Annotated in this window: 11 protein-coding genes and 1 CRISPR repeat array; of the genes, 7 read left to right on the top strand and 4 right to left on the bottom strand. The window is 71.8% G+C overall.

What is annotated here, in order from left to right; translation table 11 throughout:
* Nucleotides 1–326 precede the first annotated feature (326 nt).
* Complete coding sequence (locus ACFVUY_RS38825; RefSeq protein ID WP_387736802.1) at nucleotides 327–4094, bottom strand: hypothetical protein; 3768 nt, start codon at nucleotides 4092–4094, stop codon at nucleotides 327–329.
* A gap of 186 nt (nucleotides 4095–4280) precedes the next feature.
* Here ACFVUY_RS38825 and ACFVUY_RS38830 point away from each other — a divergent pair, with 186 nt between their 5' ends.
* The 6 genes from ACFVUY_RS38830 to ACFVUY_RS38855 all read left to right on the top strand — a co-directional run bounded on the left by ACFVUY_RS38830 (nucleotide 4281) and on the right by ACFVUY_RS38855 (nucleotide 9964).
* Entirely contained in the window at nucleotides 4281–4469 is a 189-nt protein-coding gene (locus ACFVUY_RS38830; RefSeq protein WP_387736803.1) for a hypothetical protein, read from the top strand.
* A gap of 232 nt (nucleotides 4470–4701) precedes the next feature.
* Nucleotides 4702–6318: a type I-E CRISPR-associated protein Cse1/CasA gene (locus ACFVUY_RS38835; RefSeq protein WP_387736804.1), complete on the top strand. Its 1617-nt coding sequence runs from the start codon at nucleotides 4702–4704 to the stop codon at nucleotides 6316–6318.
* The gene (casB, locus tag ACFVUY_RS38840; protein ID WP_387736805.1) at nucleotides 6311–6877 is read left to right on the top strand and encodes a type I-E CRISPR-associated protein Cse2/CasB; all 567 of its coding nucleotides are present in this window, start codon (nucleotides 6311–6313) and stop codon (nucleotides 6875–6877) included. The genes ACFVUY_RS38835 and casB overlap by 8 nt, the downstream gene beginning before the upstream one ends.
* Before the next feature lie 68 nt (nucleotides 6878–6945).
* Nucleotides 6946–8292, top strand: coding sequence for a type I-E CRISPR-associated protein Cas7/Cse4/CasC (locus tag ACFVUY_RS38845; RefSeq protein WP_387736806.1), 1347 nt, complete (start codon nucleotides 6946–6948; stop codon nucleotides 8290–8292).
* Nucleotides 8289–9215: a type I-E CRISPR-associated protein Cas5/CasD gene (cas5e, locus tag ACFVUY_RS38850; RefSeq protein ID WP_387736807.1), complete on the top strand. Its 927-nt coding sequence runs from the start codon at nucleotides 8289–8291 to the stop codon at nucleotides 9213–9215. The genes ACFVUY_RS38845 and cas5e overlap by 4 nt, the downstream gene beginning before the upstream one ends.
* Nucleotides 9212–9964, top strand: a complete 753-nt coding sequence (locus tag ACFVUY_RS38855; protein WP_380659975.1) for a type I-E CRISPR-associated protein Cas6/Cse3/CasE — start codon at nucleotides 9212–9214, stop codon at nucleotides 9962–9964. Before cas5e ends, ACFVUY_RS38855 begins: the two co-directional genes overlap by 4 nt.
* 727 nt (nucleotides 9965–10691) lie before the next feature.
* Nucleotides 10692–11147: direct repeats of the CRISPR family, unit length 28 nt; unit sequence ATCTGCCCCGCGCATGCGGGGATGGCCC.
* A gap of 509 nt (nucleotides 11148–11656) precedes the next feature.
* Here the strand turns inward: ACFVUY_RS38855 and ACFVUY_RS38860 are convergent.
* On the bottom strand, nucleotides 11657–12034 hold the full coding sequence (locus ACFVUY_RS38860) for a hypothetical protein (RefSeq protein ID WP_375875811.1): 378 nt from the start codon (nucleotides 12032–12034) through the stop codon (nucleotides 11657–11659).
* A gap of 352 nt (nucleotides 12035–12386) precedes the next feature.
* On the opposite strand from ACFVUY_RS38860, the gene mobF reads away from it, so the two are divergent.
* Nucleotides 12387–17435 (top strand): MobF family relaxase, encoded by a 5049-nt coding sequence (mobF, locus tag ACFVUY_RS38865; RefSeq protein ID WP_387736808.1) that lies wholly within the window; start codon nucleotides 12387–12389, stop codon nucleotides 17433–17435.
* An 847-nt stretch (nucleotides 17436–18282) separates the two neighbouring features.
* Here mobF and ACFVUY_RS38870 read toward each other — a convergent pair.
* Nucleotides 18283–18462, bottom strand: a complete 180-nt coding sequence (locus ACFVUY_RS38870; protein ID WP_387736809.1) for a hypothetical protein — start codon at nucleotides 18460–18462, stop codon at nucleotides 18283–18285.
* Between the two features lie 51 nt (nucleotides 18463–18513).
* Nucleotides 18514–19859 (bottom strand): WD40 repeat domain-containing protein (locus ACFVUY_RS38875; protein ID WP_387736810.1); only part of this gene is annotated, 1346 nt, incomplete at its 5' end.

Genomic DNA, 19859 nt, shown 5'->3' on the forward strand with positions numbered 1-19859 from the left:
CGCCTCCGGCCAGCCGGAGTCCACGGGAACACCCCCGTCGCTCCAAGACTCGGTTGGACGGCTGCCCGTGCGACGCCGCGGAGCAATCCCCGCAAGTGCGGGGCCGACGCTGTGAACTGCGGATCGTTCACCAGCTCGTCGGAGCAACCCCCGCGAAGGCGGGGCGGGACGATCAGGGCGCCAACCCCCACCACGACTGCCTGGAGCAACCCATGCGAGCGTGGGGCCGATACCCAGCAGTGCATTATCGGGTCTTCTTGCTGCGTCTGTCGCCCAGGTAGACCTTGGTTGTGACTCACTGGCCGTTCACGGGGTGGCTTCCGTCGTCAGATGCTTGTTCGGCTGCTGATATGTGCGGCGACGAGTTCGCTCAGGGGGTGTAGGGACTCGGGAACCAACCGCGGCAGCAACGGGATCGCCTGAGTCCAACCGCCGTCGGCAAGCAGCTCCTGGAGAAGGCCCTGGGCTGCCGCCCTGTCTGCGTCCGTGCGGCCGTGACGGTCTCCCCGAGCGTGAGCGAGTGCGAGGCAGAGCCGAACAGTGCTGTCCTGAGGCTCCTCGACGGGCAGGACTGCGGGCGCCCCAGCCAGGACATGGGCGGAAGCAGCCAGCGCAACGGCACGCGCCGTCGGTGTCGGTGCTGCGTTCGCGACGCGCAAGGCACTCGCGGCATCGCCGTCCAGGGCGCTGAGTAAGGCGAGTTCAGCGTGGGGAGCCCGTTCGGGTCGAAGGGAGCGCAGCCACTCGTCCAGCTCACCCGCGGCGCGTCCCGGTGCGGGTGCGCAGCCGAGCCGCCGCAGCAGGGCCAGGAGCACCGTCTCCTCCCGGTCCCAGGTCTGTCGAGGCCCGTTCACGAACTTCGAGGCGAGCCGGATCGCTTCGCTGAGCTCCGGATCCGGTCGCATCGGATCGGGTACTGCGAGCAACAGTTCTGCCAGCGCCGGGAGTTGGCCGACCGGGCGGCCGACGCCGATGCGCCGCTGTACCAGCCGGACCGCTGGCCCGATCAGTTCAGCGGCCCGTTCCGGATCGTGCCGTGCCAGGCCGACTGCGACGAGAAGCAGCGCGCGTCGAGTCCGCCTGCCCCGTGCCGAAGAGGACGCCTTGACATCCGCCGACTCGTCCATCCGGGCCACCAACAGTGCCGCTTCCGCGTCCCCCGCATGGGCCAGGGCCTGCGCGACGGCTCCTTGCACGGCGAAGTGCGGAGCGGGAGGGATCAGCCGGGCGGCCTCGTGGGCGTAAGCAACCGCCTCCGGTGAACGCCCGCCGAGAGAGCACCCCATGGACAGCGCGGCCAACTGCCGAGTGCGGTCGCCCGGCTCCGTCGAGAAGCTGATCAGCTGTTCGGCCCGCCCGAACTCACCGGCTGTACCGAGCGCCCGGAGCAACTCCTCGGCCGAGCGGGGGCTCAGAACGATCGGAGAGTCGGGGAGCGAGGAGCGGACAGCGGCCTCCACCTGCTCGCGCCCGAGCTCGACGTTGCCGTCGTGCACCAGCTGTTCCGCGTACTGGAGCCGGGTGACCGGACCGATGACGGGCTCGTGGTTCCCGAGCGCCGGGCTTCGGCCTGGGACTGTGGAGGGTGAGGGTACTTCGTCCGCCTGGGCACGAGGCCGTGTACGTCGGGTCGGGGGAGCCTGAGCGAGGTTCCGTTTGGCGTCCCGTTCCTCCTTCAGGGCCTTCGCGCTCGCCTCCACCTTCGCCCGGTGGGCCCGTCGTTCCTCCTTCTTCGCCGCGAGGTGGGCGGCGTGCTCTGCTGCCACCTGTTCGTCGACTGCTGAGAGAAAGGCCTCCGCCCGCTCCAGCTGGTCGTCGCCGAGAACGCCGGTGCGAACCCCCTGGCCAAGGGCGGTCACCAGCAGCTTGGCGTCCAGGTGAGGTGTGAGGCCGGTGCCGGCCGCCGTCTCGGCGCGGACCATACGGTCCATCGTGCCGGAGAACTCGCGTCCCCGGTGGGCCCGGTCGGCTGGGGAGTCCAGCCCGACCAGGGCAGCGTGCAACCGGTCCCGCGCGGTCTTGAGCACGTCCCAGGCCTTCGACCGGCGGCCCATGGTCGCCAGGGCCTGGGCCGCGATGGCGAGAACGTCTACCACGATCAGCCCGTCGGACAGGTCGATGGCCGTGCAGAGGCGTTCGATCCGGTCCAGGTTCGCGACGCTTCGGGAGCCGGAGGCGCGGGCGATGGTCGCCCAGATGTCCACAGCCATGGCCTGGGCCCGAGGGTCGGCCTCGCTCAGCTCCTCCGCATGCTCCTCCAGGACTTCCACGAATCGCTCGCAGCTGCCTGCGGAGAGGAGGACCGCCCCGTCGGCGAGAGCGTCCATGTCGGCCGCGTCGCTGAGCACCACGGCTCGGAACAGCGCCTTCGCCTCATCCCTCCTGCCGATCGTGTCCAACGCGCGCGCTGCCTCGGCCACCTCCGCACAGGCGTCCTCGAAGAAGCCACCGGCCCGCGGAGTGAACCGGCCCGCCCGGACCATGCAGTCGGCCGCCTCTCGCGCGATCGCCGTGAAATCGGGGTGCCAGGCGCGTGCCGCTTCGACGGCGACTTCGGCCAGCCGGGCGGCCCGCACCACGAGTTCCGGCTCCGAGCGGGCCACGGTGCAGGCGCGGACGACGTCCCCCAACCGTACGAGGAGTACCGGAGCCCGAGGCGGGACCGGCCCGACCCGGCGCTGCACGAGGTCCAGCGCGGCGGCCAGCCGGACGGCGGTCCCGGCCTCCTGCTGTTCAGGGTCCGATACCTCGACTGCCTTGAGCTCGGATTTGAGAAGACGTAGTTGGTCGAGCACGACCTGAGGGCCCAACGCGGCCTTGACCCGCAGCTGTCGCAACGGGTCGAGCAGGAACCGTCCGCGTTCACCGGCCGTGTCCAGCATCTGCGGATACTCGGTCAGCAGATACGTCGGAGAGCCCTCGGGCCAGCCGGCCTCGCGCCAGCGCTCCGCCCAGGCGTGCAGCCGACGAGTGCAGCGCTCCCTGGTGGCCTGGTCCCACTCCCGCCGGATGGCGTGCGGCATGTCGGGGTGGCTCAGCAGCTGGGCCCCGGCCGATTCCTCGTTCGAGACGATGCAGCGCCGCTCCCTGCTGTGCAGCAGACCGGTCACGTCCTCGACGGAGGCGCCCGTCAGCTCCGCGAGGTCGGCCGCGCGCAGGCCGCCCCCGCCGTCCGTGATGGCGAGCAGGTCGGTGACGGCCCGGCCCAGGTTGGTCGTACGCAGCCGCTCCAGGTCCGCGAAGCCTGCCTGTTCGACCACCTCCGACCAGTCGCCGGCCGCGAGCGGGCGAAGGCACTCGCGCCCGCGCAGCGGATGCCCTTCGGGGACGTCGGCGGGCAGCGGCCCGCTCCGCCGGCTGGAAACGATGACGCGGACGTTTGCCGCAGGAGCGGCCGGGAGGAGTGCGGCGATGCTCGCCACCCCGGTCCCACCAGGCGCCCCGGCCGTCGGCCAGGCGAGGTCCTCGTCCAAGCCGTCGACCACGAGGAGGAGCTGCCGCTTCTGCTTTCGGCTGCGACCTGCGGCCTTCGTGAGCAGGTGTGTGAACTCCGCCTCGTCGGATTGCTTCCGCCGGGGCTCGGGCACCTGGAGCTGCTGGCGCAGGTCGGCGAGGAATCCGGTACGGGTGTTCCTCCCGTGCTCCTCGGACAGGACGCAGATCAGGGGGTCGACGTCCTTCGGCGGCTGCCTTGCGTAGTCGGTGAGCAGCGCTGTCTTTCCCACAGGCAGCTGCGCGTGCCACCACAGGTACGAGGCCGCCTGCGGGCTCCGATCACGGACGAAGGCGTCCATCGCGGCGCGCTCGCCTTTCCTGCCGCGCCTTTCCGATGCGGCTTTCCAAACGTGCCGACCCCTGGTGGTCTCCCCTTGGGCGGCGCGGAGAGCCGCTTCCCATTCCTCGCGGGGATAGAGGTGTCGGCCGTCCGGGTCCTGCAAGTGCTCGATCAGGCTCCAGAAGGAGTCCGTCGCGTGAGGAGCGGCCTTGCCGTGGCACCAGCTCCGGAGGACCGACTCCCGCAACGCGCCGTCCGGGACGAGTCGTGCGGCGGCCCGCCGCTTGATACCTCGGGCGTCGATCGACTCCTGCAGCATCGCACCGAGGCGCTTGCGTGCCGCCCCGGGCGCCCTACCACTGACCACTTCTGCTCCCGCGTTGGTGAATAAAGCGCCCCTGACCAGCGGAAATACCGCCCGGACGTGGAGGCGCACCGGCACGTCGTCAGAAGCTCGACCCATCGACCGCGGGCCGCAGACGGCCCCCGACAGAAGGACCTCCCCATGAGCGTGCTTTCCATGCTGACCCAGGACGCAACCGCGGCCGCGGTGCTGGCCGCCATCGCCGGCCTGCTGTACGGGGTCGTCCTCGCGATCGTGGCCCTCGCCTCGGTCCTGGCCCGGACCCCGGACCGCCGCCGCGACGCCCGGTCCACTCTGGCCATTCTCGCCAGGCGCCGCCAGTCCAGGTGAGCGGGCGCCCGCAGCGCGTGGAGGGCGGCCGCTGCACACTGCGCGCGTCCGGCGCGGTGCCGACTGCCGTTTTCCTCTGCATCTGTGGGGGCTGTCCGGTGCCCCGCCATCCCCGACCGGGATGGCGGGGCAATCCGGTCGATCGACCTACACGATCCAATCCGGGGTGCTAGCGTCGGGCTCTGCTCGGGAATGTCAACTCCCTTGCAGAAAACGGCGATCATATGAAGTGATGGGCAGAGCCTTGCCGCCAACGCACCCTTCGGCCCCGGTCGAGCAGCGCCTCAGCTGGGACCCGCGGCGAGAGCCGTGCATTCCCTCCGTGACGCCCGATGGCGCCAGGGTTGCGCTCTCCTTGTGTGAACTCCTCGATCGAGCAGATGATTTGACGACGATTGACTGTCCGACTCCGGGCGAGACCGTTGCCGTCATCGAGTTCGTCATGGCCATCTGCTTCGCTTCCCGTACCTGCCCGACCACGCCCGAGGAGTGGCGGGAATGGATCCGTGACGAACACAGCCTCCGCTGCGCGGCCGAGTGGCTGGCCGGTGAGCCGGACGAGGACTGGGACCTGTTCCATCCGGATACGCCTCTCGGCCAGAACTCCCTCCTGGCCTCCTCCTTCGGCGAGAGCGGCACGGGGACCGCGCAGTTGGTCATCGAGCGGGCCGGTGACTACAACCAGTTCTTCGATCAGCACCACCTGGAGGACGGCGAGCCGCTGCCCGCGGCGGACGCGTTCCGGGCCATGCTCGCCCAGCACGTGTACGGCACGTACGGCAGGGCGAGGATTTCAGGCCGGATCCTCGGGCCTACCGTCACCAACTTGTCCACCGGTCGGCTGCAGGGACGGATCCGGGTCGTCCCCCTCGGCCGTACGTTCGGCGAGACCCTGCGGCTCAACCTCTATCCGCCGGAAGGAGACCCGGGCCGGCTCAACACCTCCTGGACCAGCGGCTCCGTCAACCGCCGGAACTTCGCTGTGCGGGCCCGCCCCCGGGTGCCGCAGAGCCCTGCCGACCTGCACAGCGCGCTCGGCCGCTCCGTCCTGCTGCGACCGAAGCGCGGTGCGGACGGTGGGATCGTCGTCGACCGCGTGCTGATCGGAGCCGGCGAGGTCCTCGAACTCGATCCGGACAAGCACCTGCAGGACGCCGTGTTCAGCCGGACCACCGGGGGAGAGCTCAAGCCGCTGTGGCCGTCGCCCACGCGCGCCCTCTGGTATGAGGCCCACGCCCTCTACAGCGCGGTGAAGGACGCGCAGCCCGGCCTGTACGCACGACTGCGCTCGCTGCCGCGCAAGCGGGACTCCCAGGGCGCGCCCTACCATCTGTGGGCTGTCGGCCTCGTCTCCAACAAGACGTTGCCCGTCTCCTGGACGGACGGCTACTTCCCCTACGCCCCCGCGATGGAGGCGCAGCTCTACCGCGCGTCCCGGCGGGGCTCGCGCATCGCCGAGTACCTGGCGTGGAGTCTCAAACGGGCGGCGATCCTCGCCTCGGAGAAGGTCCACTCGGCAGCGCGGCCGGCCGACGAGGCCCGGCACATGTCCCGGTTCGACGCGAGGTGGATGTTCTGGCCCGAGGCTGCCAAGCCCTTCGACCAGCTGCTGGAGGCAGTGATCGACGAGGGGTACGACAACCCGGGAGACCCGGTCGCGGCCCTGCTCCTGGAGTACACGCAGACCCTCACCGACGTGGCCCGCACCCACCTCGTCTACCGCCTCGACACCCTCCCGCCCAACGAGCGGGGCTTCCAGGCCAGGGCAGTTGCCCTGAAGCGTTTCGAGGACGACATCAGCCATCCGAAGGCCCCGGCCGAACTCCGGGGGGAGACCGCCCATGACTGAGGACAGTTCCCGAGACGGGTACCCCGTCGAGGACGCATTCCCGCACGACAGCACCGCACTGGTCGCCTGGCTCACCACCCTGGTGCGCAACCGCGAGTACGGCACCCTGGCCAACCTGCGCCGTGCCGGGGGCCGGACGAACGCGCACATCCGGGCCGGCTGGTACGGCGGCGACAACCACCGCGACCTGTTCGAGCGGATGGCCTTCCTCTTCGCGCTCTACCACCAGGGCCGTTCGACGCCCGCCTACGGCTACGGAAGCCTCGGTACGGCGGCGGCGCGCATCGGTGACAGCGTGGGGCGGGGCCCGGGCGACCCGGGCGCGCAGCGGCTCGCGGACAGGGTGGTCGTCAGCAGGAGGGTGCCGTGGCGGCACCTGCAGCACACGATCGTCCGGCTGCGGTCCTGCGACCAGCTCCCGCCCTCCTGGGCGCAGCTCACCGAGGACCTGATCCTCTGGAACGACCGCAAGGCCCGCATCGCCTACCAGTGGTCGGTCGACTTCCATGCCCCGCTCCACCGGGGCCGGACGCCCGCCGGCAGCCGGCAGAGCCGGTAGGCCCGGCAGGACCAGCAGGCCGAGCACGACACGTACACGATCCCGACCGACCATAAGGACACGACCGCGTGACCGCAGACGCCCGAAGCCCGTTCCTCTCGCTCCACCTCCTGGAGACGCTCGTCGCCGTGCTCCCGGTCAGGGACGAGAACGGTCAGCCCAAGTCCCTCGTGTACGGCGGGTTCGAACGGCACATGATCACCAGCCAGGCCCGGCGCCGCGCGGAGCGGGTCTACGCCCGCAACCGCGCCAACGCCGGCATCGGCGCCCTCAAGGGCCGGAGCATGGGCACCCGGACCAGGGAATGGGCACTCCTCACGGCGGCCGAACTCTCCTCCGAACACGGCTGGGAGAAGGAGGAGGCCCTGACCACGGCCCGTGCCGTGATCGAGGCGAGCGGCCTGAAGTTCGGCGACCCGGCCAAGAAGACGGTGGCCAATCTGACCAAGGTGCTGATCTTCGCGCCCGCCGACGCGGGCACCAGGATCGCCCGGCACATCGCCGAGAACGCCGACGAGCTCCGGCCGTGGCGCGACAGCTACCTCGCCGGCCAGCAGAAGGCCGCGAAGAAGCCCCGCCGCGGAGCGGCGAAGAACGGCGAGGAGCAGGAGAACGGCGAGGAGCAGACCGCCACGGAGCCCAGCACCACAGGCCTCCCGCCGCTCCCCAAGAGCACGCGCAGTGCCGTCCTGCTCGCCATCGCGCCCCGTGACGCCGTGGACATCGCCCTCTACGGGCGCTTCCTCGCCGAGATCGCCGATTCGCCGAACGTCGACGGGGCAGTGCAGACGAGCCATGCCTTCACCGTGCACGCCGCGGAGCAGATCGAGGACTTCTACGCGGCGGCCGACGACGCGAAGCTCGACCGCAAGCGCAACGCCCTCAGCTTCCTCGACACGGCGGACGACGCGGGCGCGGGCATGACCGGTTACCAGTCGCTGATCTCCGGGACCTTCTACCGGCACGCCGTCCTGGACCGCCGACAGCTTCGTGCCAACCTCCGGCAGGCCGGAATGGAAGCGGAGGAGGTGGAGGAAGCGGCGACCGCAGCCGAGGCGGAGTTCGTCAACGCCTTCGTCGAGGCCGTCCCGGAGGCGAAGAAGAACTCCACCGCCTCCACTGGCTCGCTTCCGGCACTCGTGCTCGCCTTCGAGGGCGAGCGCCCGTACAACTACGCCGCCGCCTTCCAGAACCCCGTGGACGAGAACCCCGAGAGCAGCGGCGGCGAGGGCCCGGCCGGCCAGGCAGCGGTCCGCCGACTGATGCGGCACCACCTCTTCGTCAGCAAGCGCCGCGACGACCTGCGGTCCGCGCGCGTCCTCACCTACGCCCCGGAGATCGCGGACCTCCTGGAGACGGTCGACCTCTCCGGCGCAGTGGACGTCGTGGACACCATCAAGGGCCTCACCCCGTGACCGAGGCCCCTGTCGCGACCGCTCCCAGTGTGACGACCGGTTCCACCACGACGACCGACGCACCGCAGCACGTTCTGCTCATCAGACTGGCCGGGCCGCTGCAGTCCTGGGGCATCAAAGGCCGGTTCTCCCAGCGCGACACCCACACCCGGCCCACCAAGTCCGCTGTGATCGGCCTCTGCGCGGCAGCCCTCGGCCTCGACCGGGAGGACCCGCTCGACGAACTCGGGTCCGTCCTCTTCGGCGTCCGTGCCGACCGCCCCGGAACGCCGATGCGGGACTACCACACCGTCGGGGGTGGAAAGTATCCCGTCCGCCCCCGCGACCTCGTGACGGACCACCGCCGGGCCGCGGCCCTGGAAGCGCTCGGGGAGCAGGGGGAGGATGCGACCGCATCCTTCGGCAGTCATGCGTTGGCATCCTGGTACGGCGCGCCGAAGCGGATCGCGGCGGACCCCCGTTCCGGGGCGCTGGTCGCAGGTGACGTGAGCCGTCACGCCATGATCACCGAGCGCTGGTACCTGTCCGACGCGGCCTTCCTCGTCGGCCTCCAGCACTCCGACCGTGCACTGATCGAACGGATCGCCCACGCACTGGAGCGCCCGAAGCGCCTGCTCTGGCTGGGCCGCAAATCCTGCCCGCCCTCGGGCGACCTCTTCGTCGGCATCGCCCCGGGCACCCTGGCGGAGGTCTTCGAAACGCGGGCGCTGCTCCCGTCAGCCGACGACGGGCAAGCGCCGCCGAACGTCGCCCAGACCCGGTGGGCCTGGATCGAGAGCCCGCACCCGCTGCCGGGCGTCGGGCCGGTCCGTGACCAGCCCGAACGGTTCCTGGCGAGCGGCCCCGTCCACCGGCAGCGCTGGGAGTCCCGGCACCGCATCACCATCGCCCCACACGCCACCGAATGGGACATCATCCCGTGAACACCCCGCGCACCACCGAGCCCGTCCCTGCCCGTACGGCGGCCAGGTTCGTCGCCACCCACACTCTGATCACCCTGGACGCCAGGCACCCCTTCACCGCCAAGTCGCTGATCGACGCCCAGGACATGCACCGGACCGTCATGAGCGGCTTCCGCGGCTGGGTCGACGACGGAAGCCGGGACGCCCGCGCCCAGATGAAGGTGCTCTCCAGCTGGACCGTCGACCTGAACACCGCCCGGCTCTCCCTCGTCGTACAGTCCGCCGTCCCCGGCGACTGGAGCGGCCTGCCCCGGGCGGCGCTGGTCGAACCGCCGCACAGCCTGGTGGTGGACCGCACCTTCCGCACCGGGGACCGGCTCGACTTCCGCACGGTCGTCAACCCGGTCAGCAGCCGGCCGGCCGGGCAGCCAGTCGCCGGAGGCGGCCGAGGCGGAAGGGGTGTACGGGTGCCGCACACCCGCCCGGAACACGTGAAGGCCTGGTTCGCCCGCCGCCTCCAGCCAGCCGGCGAACCCGCGGTGGCCCCGGACGGAGTGGTCCGGCTCGGCGTCGACTCGGACATAGAACGGCTCGCCCTCCGCATCCTCCCGAAGGTCTCCAGCCCCGGCCCCCACCGGGGCCTGCTCATCAGCCGGGCCGAGATCCGCGGCACTCTGACCGTCACGGACCCGCAGGCACTCACGGCTGCCCTCACCCACGGCTTCGGCCACGCCCGTGCCTACAGCTGCGGCCTGATCCTGGTCCGATGACTGCCTGACAGTGCTCACCGGACCGGTCGGACTCGGTACCGGGAGCGGGCAGCTGGCATCCTGGCCGGTCCTGGAGGGCGGCTATCTCCACGGGCACACCATTTTGCGTGAATTCCCCTTCCTGGAACGGATATCAGCTCAGCCTTCATTCCAATCCGCCAGGCCGACACCCGCACCAGCTGCGTCGACGAACCCCCGCCTACTCGCTCGGAGTAGGTCGCATCGGGATCTCACTAATCGGCTCCGTGTGAGCGGGGTGGCCCTGCCCCGTTGTGCACGGTTGAGCTGCCGCTGTACATCGGCCCAGCCTCCGCGCGGATGGCTCCTCGATCCGGAGTTGGTTGCCACCCAAACGGGTCGGCTCCGCAGGTGCGAGGTGCCCGGATGGTGAGGTCGAGCCGCGGGCCGATGACACCGTGCATTGCTCGGAGGAGTTCGACGATCCGCTGCTCAACGTCGCGCTGCAGGACGGTGTCTGCTGCTCCGTCTGTGCGGAGTCGCCCGACGTGATCCTGCTCGTCTTTCTCGTCTGCTGCACTGGCACGACTCCTGTGGGGGATGGCTGTTCGTTCCGACTGTGCGGAGGTGACCCGAGTTGGCTGTCGTGGAGCTGCGGGTGTTCGGCGTTCGTTCCTCCTGCCCGGGTGTGCTGATTGAGGTGAGCGTCGCGGGAATCGAACTGAATGAACTGGCATAATCTGTGGTGGAGGAGCGCAGGTCAGGAAGTATCTGCCCCGCGCATGCGGGGATGGCCCCGCCTCCGCGGTGATCCACGACGGCCGGGGCCGATCTGCCCCGCGCATGCGGGGATGGCCCCGTCCCGGCGCGGACGTCGAGGCGGACCGAGGTATCTGCCCCGCGCATGCGGGGATGGCCCCCCGCGCCGCCTGAGCGAGGAAGCCTTCGACCGATCTGCCCCGCGCATGCGGGGATGGTCCCGTGACCGTACAGGGCTCCGTGCTGTCCGAGGTATCTGCCCCGCGCATGCGGGGATGGCCCGGCGAAGACCTGGCCGTCCTGCTCCCAGGTAGCATCGGCCCCGCGCATGCGGGGATGGCCCCTGCCCGTCCCCGACGATGGCGCCGATGACGCTATCGGCCCCGCGTATGCGGGGATGGCCCCTGGTCGTGGATGCGAAGCGACTCGGCGACCGCATCTGCCCCGCGCACGCGGGGCGGGTGTCCTGCCGATGCTTCTTGGTGTGACGCACCGTCAGTGGCGGGCCGCGTGCTTGCGGGTCATACCGCCGGTGGTTGTCTGGGGCCGTCGGCCTGCGGGAGGTCCTGATACGTGAGTCAGGACGGGGCTGCGGCCTACTCGGCCTGGGGGCGGCGGTGGTGGCGGTGGTGGCGGAGACCGGTGCGGGGTGATGGCGGCAGGGGACGGCGATGGTGGTCGGGCCGGACCTTCCTCGGAGGCGGTTGCGGAGGTGCGGAAACGCGATGGGGGGAGGTACAGGTGGTGGCTGTCCTTGACGCGATTCGGGTGCTGGTGTCGGCGGACAGCGAGTTCCGCCGGTCGCCCTTCGTCGTAGGTGGTGCCGGGGCCGGCGGTGAGCTCGCGCGTTGAGGGCGTCATGCGGTCGGGGCAGGCCGCCGCGGGGCTGTCGATGGCATTCGGGGCAGTGCCTCCGTCAGGCGGTGCGGACGGAGGCGGATCGGGCGGCGTGCGCGGGTTGAGGAGCCTCGGTCATCAGGCGTCGGCCGGCTCGGGTTCCGCGTCCTGGCTTTCGCCACTCGCCGGTGCTGCTGCGGGGGAGGGGAAGGCGAGCTTCGCCATGCGTGCGGAGATCTCCTTCCGGCCCTTCAGCGCGGCCTGCACATCGCGCTTGGGGATCCCGGCCGTCTCCGCGAGTTCCTCGATGTCGCCGTCGAAGAGCGGCACAGCCTTCTCCAGTTCCCTTGCGAGCTCTCCCTGGGCCAGCTCGACTCGCTCCTTGGCCCTGTCGATCGCGGTCAGGGCGGAGGTCTGGCGGCTCTGCCGCTGCCGGAGGTCCTCGCGTTCCTGTTCCTGGCGCCGCTTCAGGGTGGCGCGCCGGTCGATCATCTGCTCGTTCCTGTGTGAGGTCATGGCGCGATCCTGGCGTCCCACCTTGCCCGAGTACAGCACCTTCGGGTGAGCCGCCTCGCGTTGTCGCTCGGCAGAAGGAATACGCGTTCCGGAAGTGCCCGATCACGAGCAGATCGGAAGGCGACGGAGAGACGACCAGGAGGGGAGAGAGGCGATCGAGGAAGAGCAGCGGACACGGACGAGATGCCGAAGCGAGAGCGAACGAGTAACTAGCCTGATCAAGGACAGCACACCTCTTGCTATCCGCCGTTGATCCCGAAGGAGCGCGCCAGGTGCCCTGCTCCGTCGGCCGCCCGAGCGACCGGTACGTCGTCGGCGCTCCGGTGCGTCGGGACGGCGCCGGGGTCGGCCGGTGATCACCCTTCACCCGATCAGTGCGGGCAGCGGCATCGACTACCTGCTCTCCACCGTCGCCGGCGACGACGTGAGGATCGGTACGCGCGAGCTGACGGCCCACTGGGCGGGTGGCGGTGACACCCCCGGCGTGTGGCTCGGGGCGCAGGCCGCCGAACTCGGCATCGCCGGCCGGCGGGTCACTCAGGAGGCCGCCGACGCCCTGTTCAAGGATGCCCTGAGCCCGGTCGACGGTAGCCCGCTGGGTCGGCGCTGGAGCCGTTACCCGAGTGCCGAGGAGTTGTACGAGCGGTATGCCGCCACGGAGCCGCGGGCCACCGGGGAGCGGCTGCTCCAGTTGCGGGCGAAGGCGGAGAAGGAGGGCAACCGGACCGCTCGGTGCGGGTGGGAGATGGTGTTCTCCCCGGTGAAGAGCTTCAGCGTGCTGTGGGGGTGCGCCGGTGACGAGGAGCGGGTCCGGCTGGAGGTCGTCGAGGAGCGCGCGTTCCGGCGGGTCTTCGAGCGTGTCGAGCGCGAGGCCTGCATCACCCGGACCGGCCCGACGCCCGCCTCCCAGGTGCAGGTCCGTGCCAGGGGTTTCATCGCCTGCGTGTTCGTCCACCGCAGCAGCCGGGCGGCCGATCCGGCGTATCACCGGCACCTGGCGATCAGCAGCAAGGTACGGGTGGAGGACGGCCGCTGGCTGGCCCTGGACGCGCGCCATCTGCACCGGATCGCGGTCGCCCTCTCGGAGGCCTACACCGCCGAGCTGGAACGCGAGATGCACGCCGAGTTCGGCATCCGCGCGGGGGTGCGCCAGGACAGCATCCGGCCCGCGAAGCGGCCGGTGCGGGAGTTCCTGGGGGTGCCCCTGAGTGCGGTGCGCGGGTTCTCCCAGCGCCGCGAGGCCACCGAGCGGGCCCTGGCCCGGATGATCGCGCAGTTCACGGTCCGGGAGGGCCGCGCGCCCGAGCGCGCCGAGCAGTACAAGCTGGCCCAGGCCGCCACCCTCGAGTCCCGTCCGGCGAAGACCGCGACCACTGTCGACGGCGAGCGCCGGCAGTGGCGCCGCCGCGCCAAGGCGTACGGCATCAGGCGTCCCGACAAGCTGCTGCGGGCCGCCGCCCGTACCTCCGCCACCCACCCCGCACCGGGCCCCGACCCGATGGTCGTCCCGAAGGCGATCGACGTGGTGCTCGCCGAGCTGGAGAGCCATCGCGCGACCTGGACGCGCGCCAACGTCGAGGCCGAGGCGTGCCGCCGGCTCACCGCGGTCGGCGCCCACCTGCGCGACGACTACCATCGGGTCCTCGCCTGGGTCGTCGACGGCGTTCTCAGCCCCGTCCGGTGCGAGCTGCTGACCCCGCCCGACGCGGTCCCCCTGCCCGCCCGGTATGCCCGCTCCGACGACCGTCCGTCGCTGTTCGCCGAGATCGGCTCCCGGGTGTGGACCTCCCACGGCATCCGGGCCGCCGAGCGGAGCCTTGCCGAGGCGTCCACGACCCCCGTGCCGGTGCACCGCCTGACGGCCGAGCAGGTCGACCGGGTACTCGCGGACGGCGAGAGCGGGCGGGGCTTCGCTCCCTCCGACGAGCAGCGCGAGGCGGTGCGCCGGATCTTCGGAGCGGACACCCGGGCCACATGGGTGGTCGGCCCCGCCGGCACCGGCAAGACCACGATCATGCGCCTGGTGCGGGAGGTTGCGCAGGCCCACCGGATCCCCGTCATCGGGCTGGCCGGCGGCCAGGTCCAGGCCGACCTGCTCGCTGCCGAGGCGGGCATCCGGGCGGAGAACATCGCCAGGTGGCGGACCATGTCCGAGCGGTACGGGCGGGGCCTGCGCCACTGGACGCTGCAGCCCGGCACGATCGTCATCGTCGACGAGTCAGGCCAGGCCTCCACCCCCGATCTCGCCGCGCTGCTCGGCCAGGTCCGGCAGGCCGGCGGGCGGCTGCTGCCGATCGGCGACCCGCGCCAGCTCGGCTCGCCCGGAGCGGGCGGCGCGATCGCCGACATCGAGGAGAGCGTCCCCGACGCCGTCGTCCGCCTCACCGAGGTCCGCCGCTTCCGCGACCCGGGCGGCACCGTCCGCCAGTGGGAGGTCGACGCGGCCCGCCGGCTGTCCATCGGCGACGTCGGCGCCGCCTTCGACGCGTACGACCTGCGCGGGCGCATCCACTGCGGCCCGGCCGCCCCGGTGATGCGCCGGCTCTTCGAGGACTGGCGGCGGGACGTCGAGGACGGCCTGACCTCCGTCATGATCGCCGCCACCGGCGCCGCCGTCGCCGAGCTGTCCCGCCTCGCCCGTGAGGACCGCATCGCCTGCGGCCTGGTGGATGACCGGCGCACGGCGGACCTCGGCGCCCGCGGGCGTGCCGGTGCCGGCGACATTGTGGTCACCCGGGTGAACGACCGCCGCCTCGCCACCGCCGACCGGCGCCAGTGGGTGCGCAACGGCGACACCTGGACCGTCGAGGCCGTCGGCGCCGACGGTTCCCTGACCGTGCGCCACCAGCGGACCCGTCGCACCGTCACTCTGTCCCCGGCCTACGTCGCCGACGCCGTCGACCTCGGCTACGCGATCACCTCCGCACGCTGCCAGGGCGTCACCGTCGACGTCGGCCGCGCTCTGCTCGACACCGGCTGGAACCGCAACGGCGTCTACCCGGCCCTCACCCGCGGCCGCTACGGCAACCACGCCTACCTGATCACCCAGGAGCCCCCCGACGGGGACAGCGGCGAACCCGGCCACCCGCGCACCGCCCGCGAGATCTGGCACGCCGTCGTCGAACGCGACGGCACCCGGCTCTCCGCGAGCGCCACCGCCCGCCGCCAGGAGGAGCAGGCCCAGTCCCTCGCGACCTCCACCAGCAGACTCGTCCATGTCCTCGACGAACTCAACGCCGAAGCCGCGAAGCAGGCGATCGCCGCACTGCTCGGCGGCCGCGCCGCCTCCCGCCTGGCCGCCGCCGAGGCCTGGCCCGCCCTGCGCGCCCGCTGCGCGCGCCTGGCCGACGACGGCTACGACACCGACTGGCTCCTGCGGGCCGCCTGGGCGGACGAGCGGGGCAACGAGACCGACCACCGCACCGGCCGGCCGCTGCGCGACCTGGCCGCCATCGTGGCCGCCCGTCTCGACGCCCTGGTCGGACACCGTGGTGAGCGCTTCCGCCGGCCCGAGGGCGCGCCCCGCCCCGCGACCGCCCCGACCTACTGGGCCCCGCCCTGCGCCCGGCCCGGCGCCGCGCTGTTGGAGGCGATGGGACTGGTGCTGCCCGACGCCGACCCCGGCGACCGGCGCGTCGCCCTCGCCCACGACCTCGCCGCGCACGCCGCCGTCCGGGCGGAACGCCTCGCCGCCCGTGCCCGCGCGAACGCCCACAGCGGCACCGGCTGGGCGGCCGCCTACGGGCCCGAACCCGCCGACGCCGACCGGGCCCGCCCATGGGCCGACCGGATCGCGGCCGCCGCTGCCTGGCGCGACCTGGCCGGCTTCCGCGCCACCCGGGCCACCGGTGACGCCCCCGCCGCCGTGCATAGCGAGCAACGCGGCCTGTGGCGTGCCGCCCAGCTCCTGCCCGACGAGCAGCAGCACGCCGCCGAACTCGCCGCCACCGGCCCCACCTGGCTCGACGTTCTCGGCCCCGCACCCGCCCCGGCCCACCCCCACCGCGCGCTCTGGGACCGGGCGGCGGCGCTCGTCGCCGCCTACCGCGACCTGTGGGACCACGGACACGAGACGCAGGCGCTCGGCGACCGCCCCGAGGAGCCGATCCAGGCCGCGGACCACGACCTCGCCCAGCAGGCGATCACCGCCTGGCGCAACCGTCCGGCCCCGACCGTCGCCGACGAGGAGCAACGACGGCGGGCCACCGCACGCGGACGGGCCGCCCGCGTCGAAGCGGCCGAGGCCGCCGACGCGCTGGCCGCCGTCCACGCGGCCCGGCGCCTGGCCGCCCGAGCCCGACAGCACGCCGACGACGACCAGGTCCGCGCCGAGGCCGCCCGTCGGACGGCCGCCACCGACGACCAGCGCGCCCGCGCGTGCGCCCTGCAGACCCGGGCGGACGCGCACACCGCCCTGGCCGGCCGGGCCGCCGACGCGCTCGCCGCCGCCGAACGGCGACTGGCCCGCACCGCCCCCAACGGCCTGCGGGCCAGGGCCGACGCCGCCCACGGTTGGGCCGCCGAACGGCTTCGTACGCGGCCGCCCGCCGTGCGTACCGACCGGCGGCGCCCTGTCCAGGCCGGCGTTCCCGCCTGGCGTGAACGCCCGTTCGGCGGCTGGTCGGACACCGAACTCGACGCGGCCTTGCGCAGCGCTCTCGACCACGCCGCACGCCTGGACCGGGCGGTGGCCGACGCCGAGGACCGTGCTGCCCGCGCCGAGGCACGGATGCTCGCAGGCGGCCGCATCGACCAGCAGGTCCGGGCGCTCGTCGACCGCGTCACCGGCCACGGTCGGCTGCTCGCGGCCGATGCCGCACTCGCCGACCTGGCCCGGCGCCGGGCCTGCCCGGCCGCCGACCTTGCCGCCGCCGACCCGTCCGGCCGTCCCGCGCTCCGGGACGGGGAGCGCGAAGACCTCGTCGAGCTGCAGCGCACCCGGCAGGCGGAGTTCGAGGCCCTGCTCCAGGCCGAGCACCACCACCGGATCGTCCGCGCCCAGGCGCTCGCCGACATCGGCGACCTCGCCGGCGTCGACGCCGTACTCGACCTGTGGGCACGGATCGGCGGCTGCGCCGAGGCCTACCGCGACCACCTGCGCCGGATCGCGGACCAAGACGCCCGGCACCACCACCGCACCGCCCGCGAGTACCGCGACCGGGCCGGCCGCCTTCGCCTGCGGGTCGACGCCCTGCGCGACGAACAGCGGGCGCGTACGGCGATGCCGGTCGACGAGCGCGGACGCGAGGCGGCCGAACGCCTGCCCGCCGTCCAGCGGCGCCGGGCCGAGAAGCGGGAGACCGTCGTGCGCCGGCAGGCCGGCCTGGGTGGTCCGCAGACGGTGCACCGTTGGCGGGAACGTCTGCCCCACGACGGTGTCCCGCCCTCCTACCGGCCGTAGCGGTGCTTCCGGCCGGGGAAGGTGACCGGCCAGGACCTGCAGGTCCTGGCCGCACCGAGCAGCAGACACCCGATTGGAAGGAGGCCGCCGTCATCGACACCATCGGCCGGCACCTGGCCACCGAGGCGTTCCCCACAACGCCCGCGGGCTACCGGGACCTGCTGGAGTGGCTGTGCTCCCACGGCCGAGTGCTGGTGGTGGGCATGGAGGCACGGGCTCCTTCGGCGCTGAACTCGGCCGCTACCTCCGAGCCAACCAGATCGCCGTGATCGAGATAGACCGCCCCGACCGTCGGGCTCGCCGAGCGGCCGGGAAGTCGGACTCCATCGACGCCTACGCAGCCGCCACCGCGGTACGTGCCGGCCGCGCGACCGGCACGCCGAAGCACCGCAACGGCGCAGTCGAGGCAATCCGCGGACTGCGCGTCGTACGGGCGTCCGGCGGACGAACGGATCACCTGGCCTCGGCTGCTCTCGTCACCTCATAGTCGGCACCACGGACGCGAGCGGGATGGAGAGATCAAATGGCAAGCCAGGAGATGGCGACCGGGCAGGGGCCGACGGAAGCGGAGGAGCGTGCTCTTATAACTGTGCGCGGGAGGAGAGGAGCCCGTGTTTGGCGGGCGGTCCACCGTTGGGCACCGACCGTGACCGCAGTACTGGGAGCCGGTGCGGCCTTCACCCGGCTGTGGGACTGGTTCGTGGGGATCCAGTAGCCGTAGGACGGAGTACGGCGGTAAGCCGTCGAACTGGGACCTGCTGGTCCGGCAGGTCCCAGTTCGCGTGATCGACCGGACAGCTCCTAGCATCGTCACTCCTGCTGCTGAGCTGCATCGACGTCCCTTTGCTCACCACACAACACGCGCCTGGCCCGGAGAAGGGTCATCCAGTCGGCAACTTCGGGCAGCCAGATCCTCGGCCTCGGTGACGACGAACACCGCGCGCCGCTGGGCGATGGTGCGCAGCGCCTCGATGGCGCCGGGCTGGGGGAGGCCGATGCGGCCGCCATGCCATCCATTGTCGATCACGAGTTCCGTGGTTGGATCCTCGGGTTGAAGCCGATGAAAGCAGGAACGCAGTCAGTCGAGGCAGACGGGTGCGGAGGACTGTTCCGGGAGGTACATCGCTCTCTCGGCCGGGGTGAGGTCGCGGGAGACGGCGTCGCAGATCGTGCGGGCCGCCTTCTCCAATGGCGTGTACGTCCACAGCCGCACGGCACCGTTGTAGGCGGCAGTGACGACGGTGTGTCCGTCGGGGCTGAACGCCACCGATGAGCCACCGTCGTCGTGGCCGGCGTGGCTGGCGATGGCCCTGCCCGTGGCCACGTCCCAGAGCTGTATGCCACCCACGGCGGCGGTCGCCAGGGTGCGACTGTCGGAGCTGAACGCTGCTGATGAGAAGTCACCATAGGGTTTGACGGGGAGGACGGATATGGTTCTGCCGGTTGCTACATCCCACAGCCGTGTGCTGCCCTCGTAGCTGGCGGAGGTGTAGTCGTTGTCGTAGCTGGCGGCGGCGAGGGAACGTCCGTCGGGGCTGAACCACACACCATCCACGGCCCCGCCGTGGCCGGTGAAGGTGGAAACGGTCCTGCCCGTGGCCACGTCCAACAGCCTTACGGGTTCCGCGCCGTCGGTGATGGCGAGGGTGCGCCCGTCAGGGCTGAACGCCGCCGAGATTTGGAACCACTTACTGCCTTCGGTGCCAGTAATGGTCTTACCGGTAGCGAGGTCCCACAGCTCTATGAAGCGGCGTTGGCCGATGGTGGCGAGGGTGCGCCCATCGGGGCTGAATGCCGCCGGCACGACATCAGCGGTCTCGCCAGTGGGGCTGGTAATGGCCCGGCCCGTGGCGGTGTCCCACAGGCGCATGCTGTTCCTGTCGGAGGTTGCAAGGATGCGCCCGTCAATGCTGAACACCTTCCACAGCACTAAGCTGGTGTGGCCCCTGAGAATGCTGATGGTTCTCATTGTGGCCATGTCCCACAGCCACACGGAGCCGTCGTCTGCGGAGGTGGCGAGGGTGCGCCCGCCTGGGCTGAAGACCATGCCACTACGGGCATAGCCGTGAGGGAACCGGGATGAGGACGTATCCGCGCTCACGTCCCACAGCCGCACGGTGCGATCGACGCTGCTGGCGGTGGCGAGGGTGCGCCCATCGGCGCTGAAAGCCACCGCGCGCACGAGTGCGCTGTGGCCGGTGAGGGTGGAGACGTTCCTGCCGGTAGCCACGTCCCACAACTGCACGGTATTGCCGCTGCGGTAGGTGGCGAAGGTACGCCCCTCGGGGCTGAAGACCACCGAGACCGCGCCATCGGTGGCGAAGGCGGCGACGGTCCTGCCCGTGGCCAGGTCCCATACCCGCACTTCGCCGAGTTTGTTGGAGGTGGCAAGGATGCGCCCGTCAGGGCTGAACACCGGCGAGG

The sequence above is a fragment of the Kitasatospora sp. NPDC058063 genome (assembly GCF_042885395.1).
Taxonomy (GTDB): Bacteria; Actinomycetota; Actinomycetes; order Streptomycetales; family Streptomycetaceae; genus Kitasatospora; species Kitasatospora lactacystinica.

What these genes read in the sequence shown, in the direction of transcription:
- ACFVUY_RS38825 (WP_387736802.1), bottom strand. Translation starts at nt 4,094, where the DNA reads ATGCTGCAGGAGTCGATCGACGCCCGAGGTATCAAGCGGCGGGCCGCC.
- ACFVUY_RS38830 (WP_387736803.1), top strand. Translation starts at nt 4,281, where the DNA reads ATGAGCGTGCTTTCCATGCTGACCCAGGACGCAACCGCGGCCGCGGTG.
- ACFVUY_RS38835 (WP_387736804.1), top strand. Translation starts at nt 4,702, where the DNA reads ATGGGCAGAGCCTTGCCGCCAACGCACCCTTCGGCCCCGGTCGAGCAG.
- casB (WP_387736805.1), top strand. Translation starts at nt 6,311, where the DNA reads ATGACTGAGGACAGTTCCCGAGACGGGTACCCCGTCGAGGACGCATTC.
- ACFVUY_RS38860 (WP_375875811.1), bottom strand. Translation starts at nt 12,034, where the DNA reads ATGACCTCACACAGGAACGAGCAGATGATCGACCGGCGCGCCACCCTG.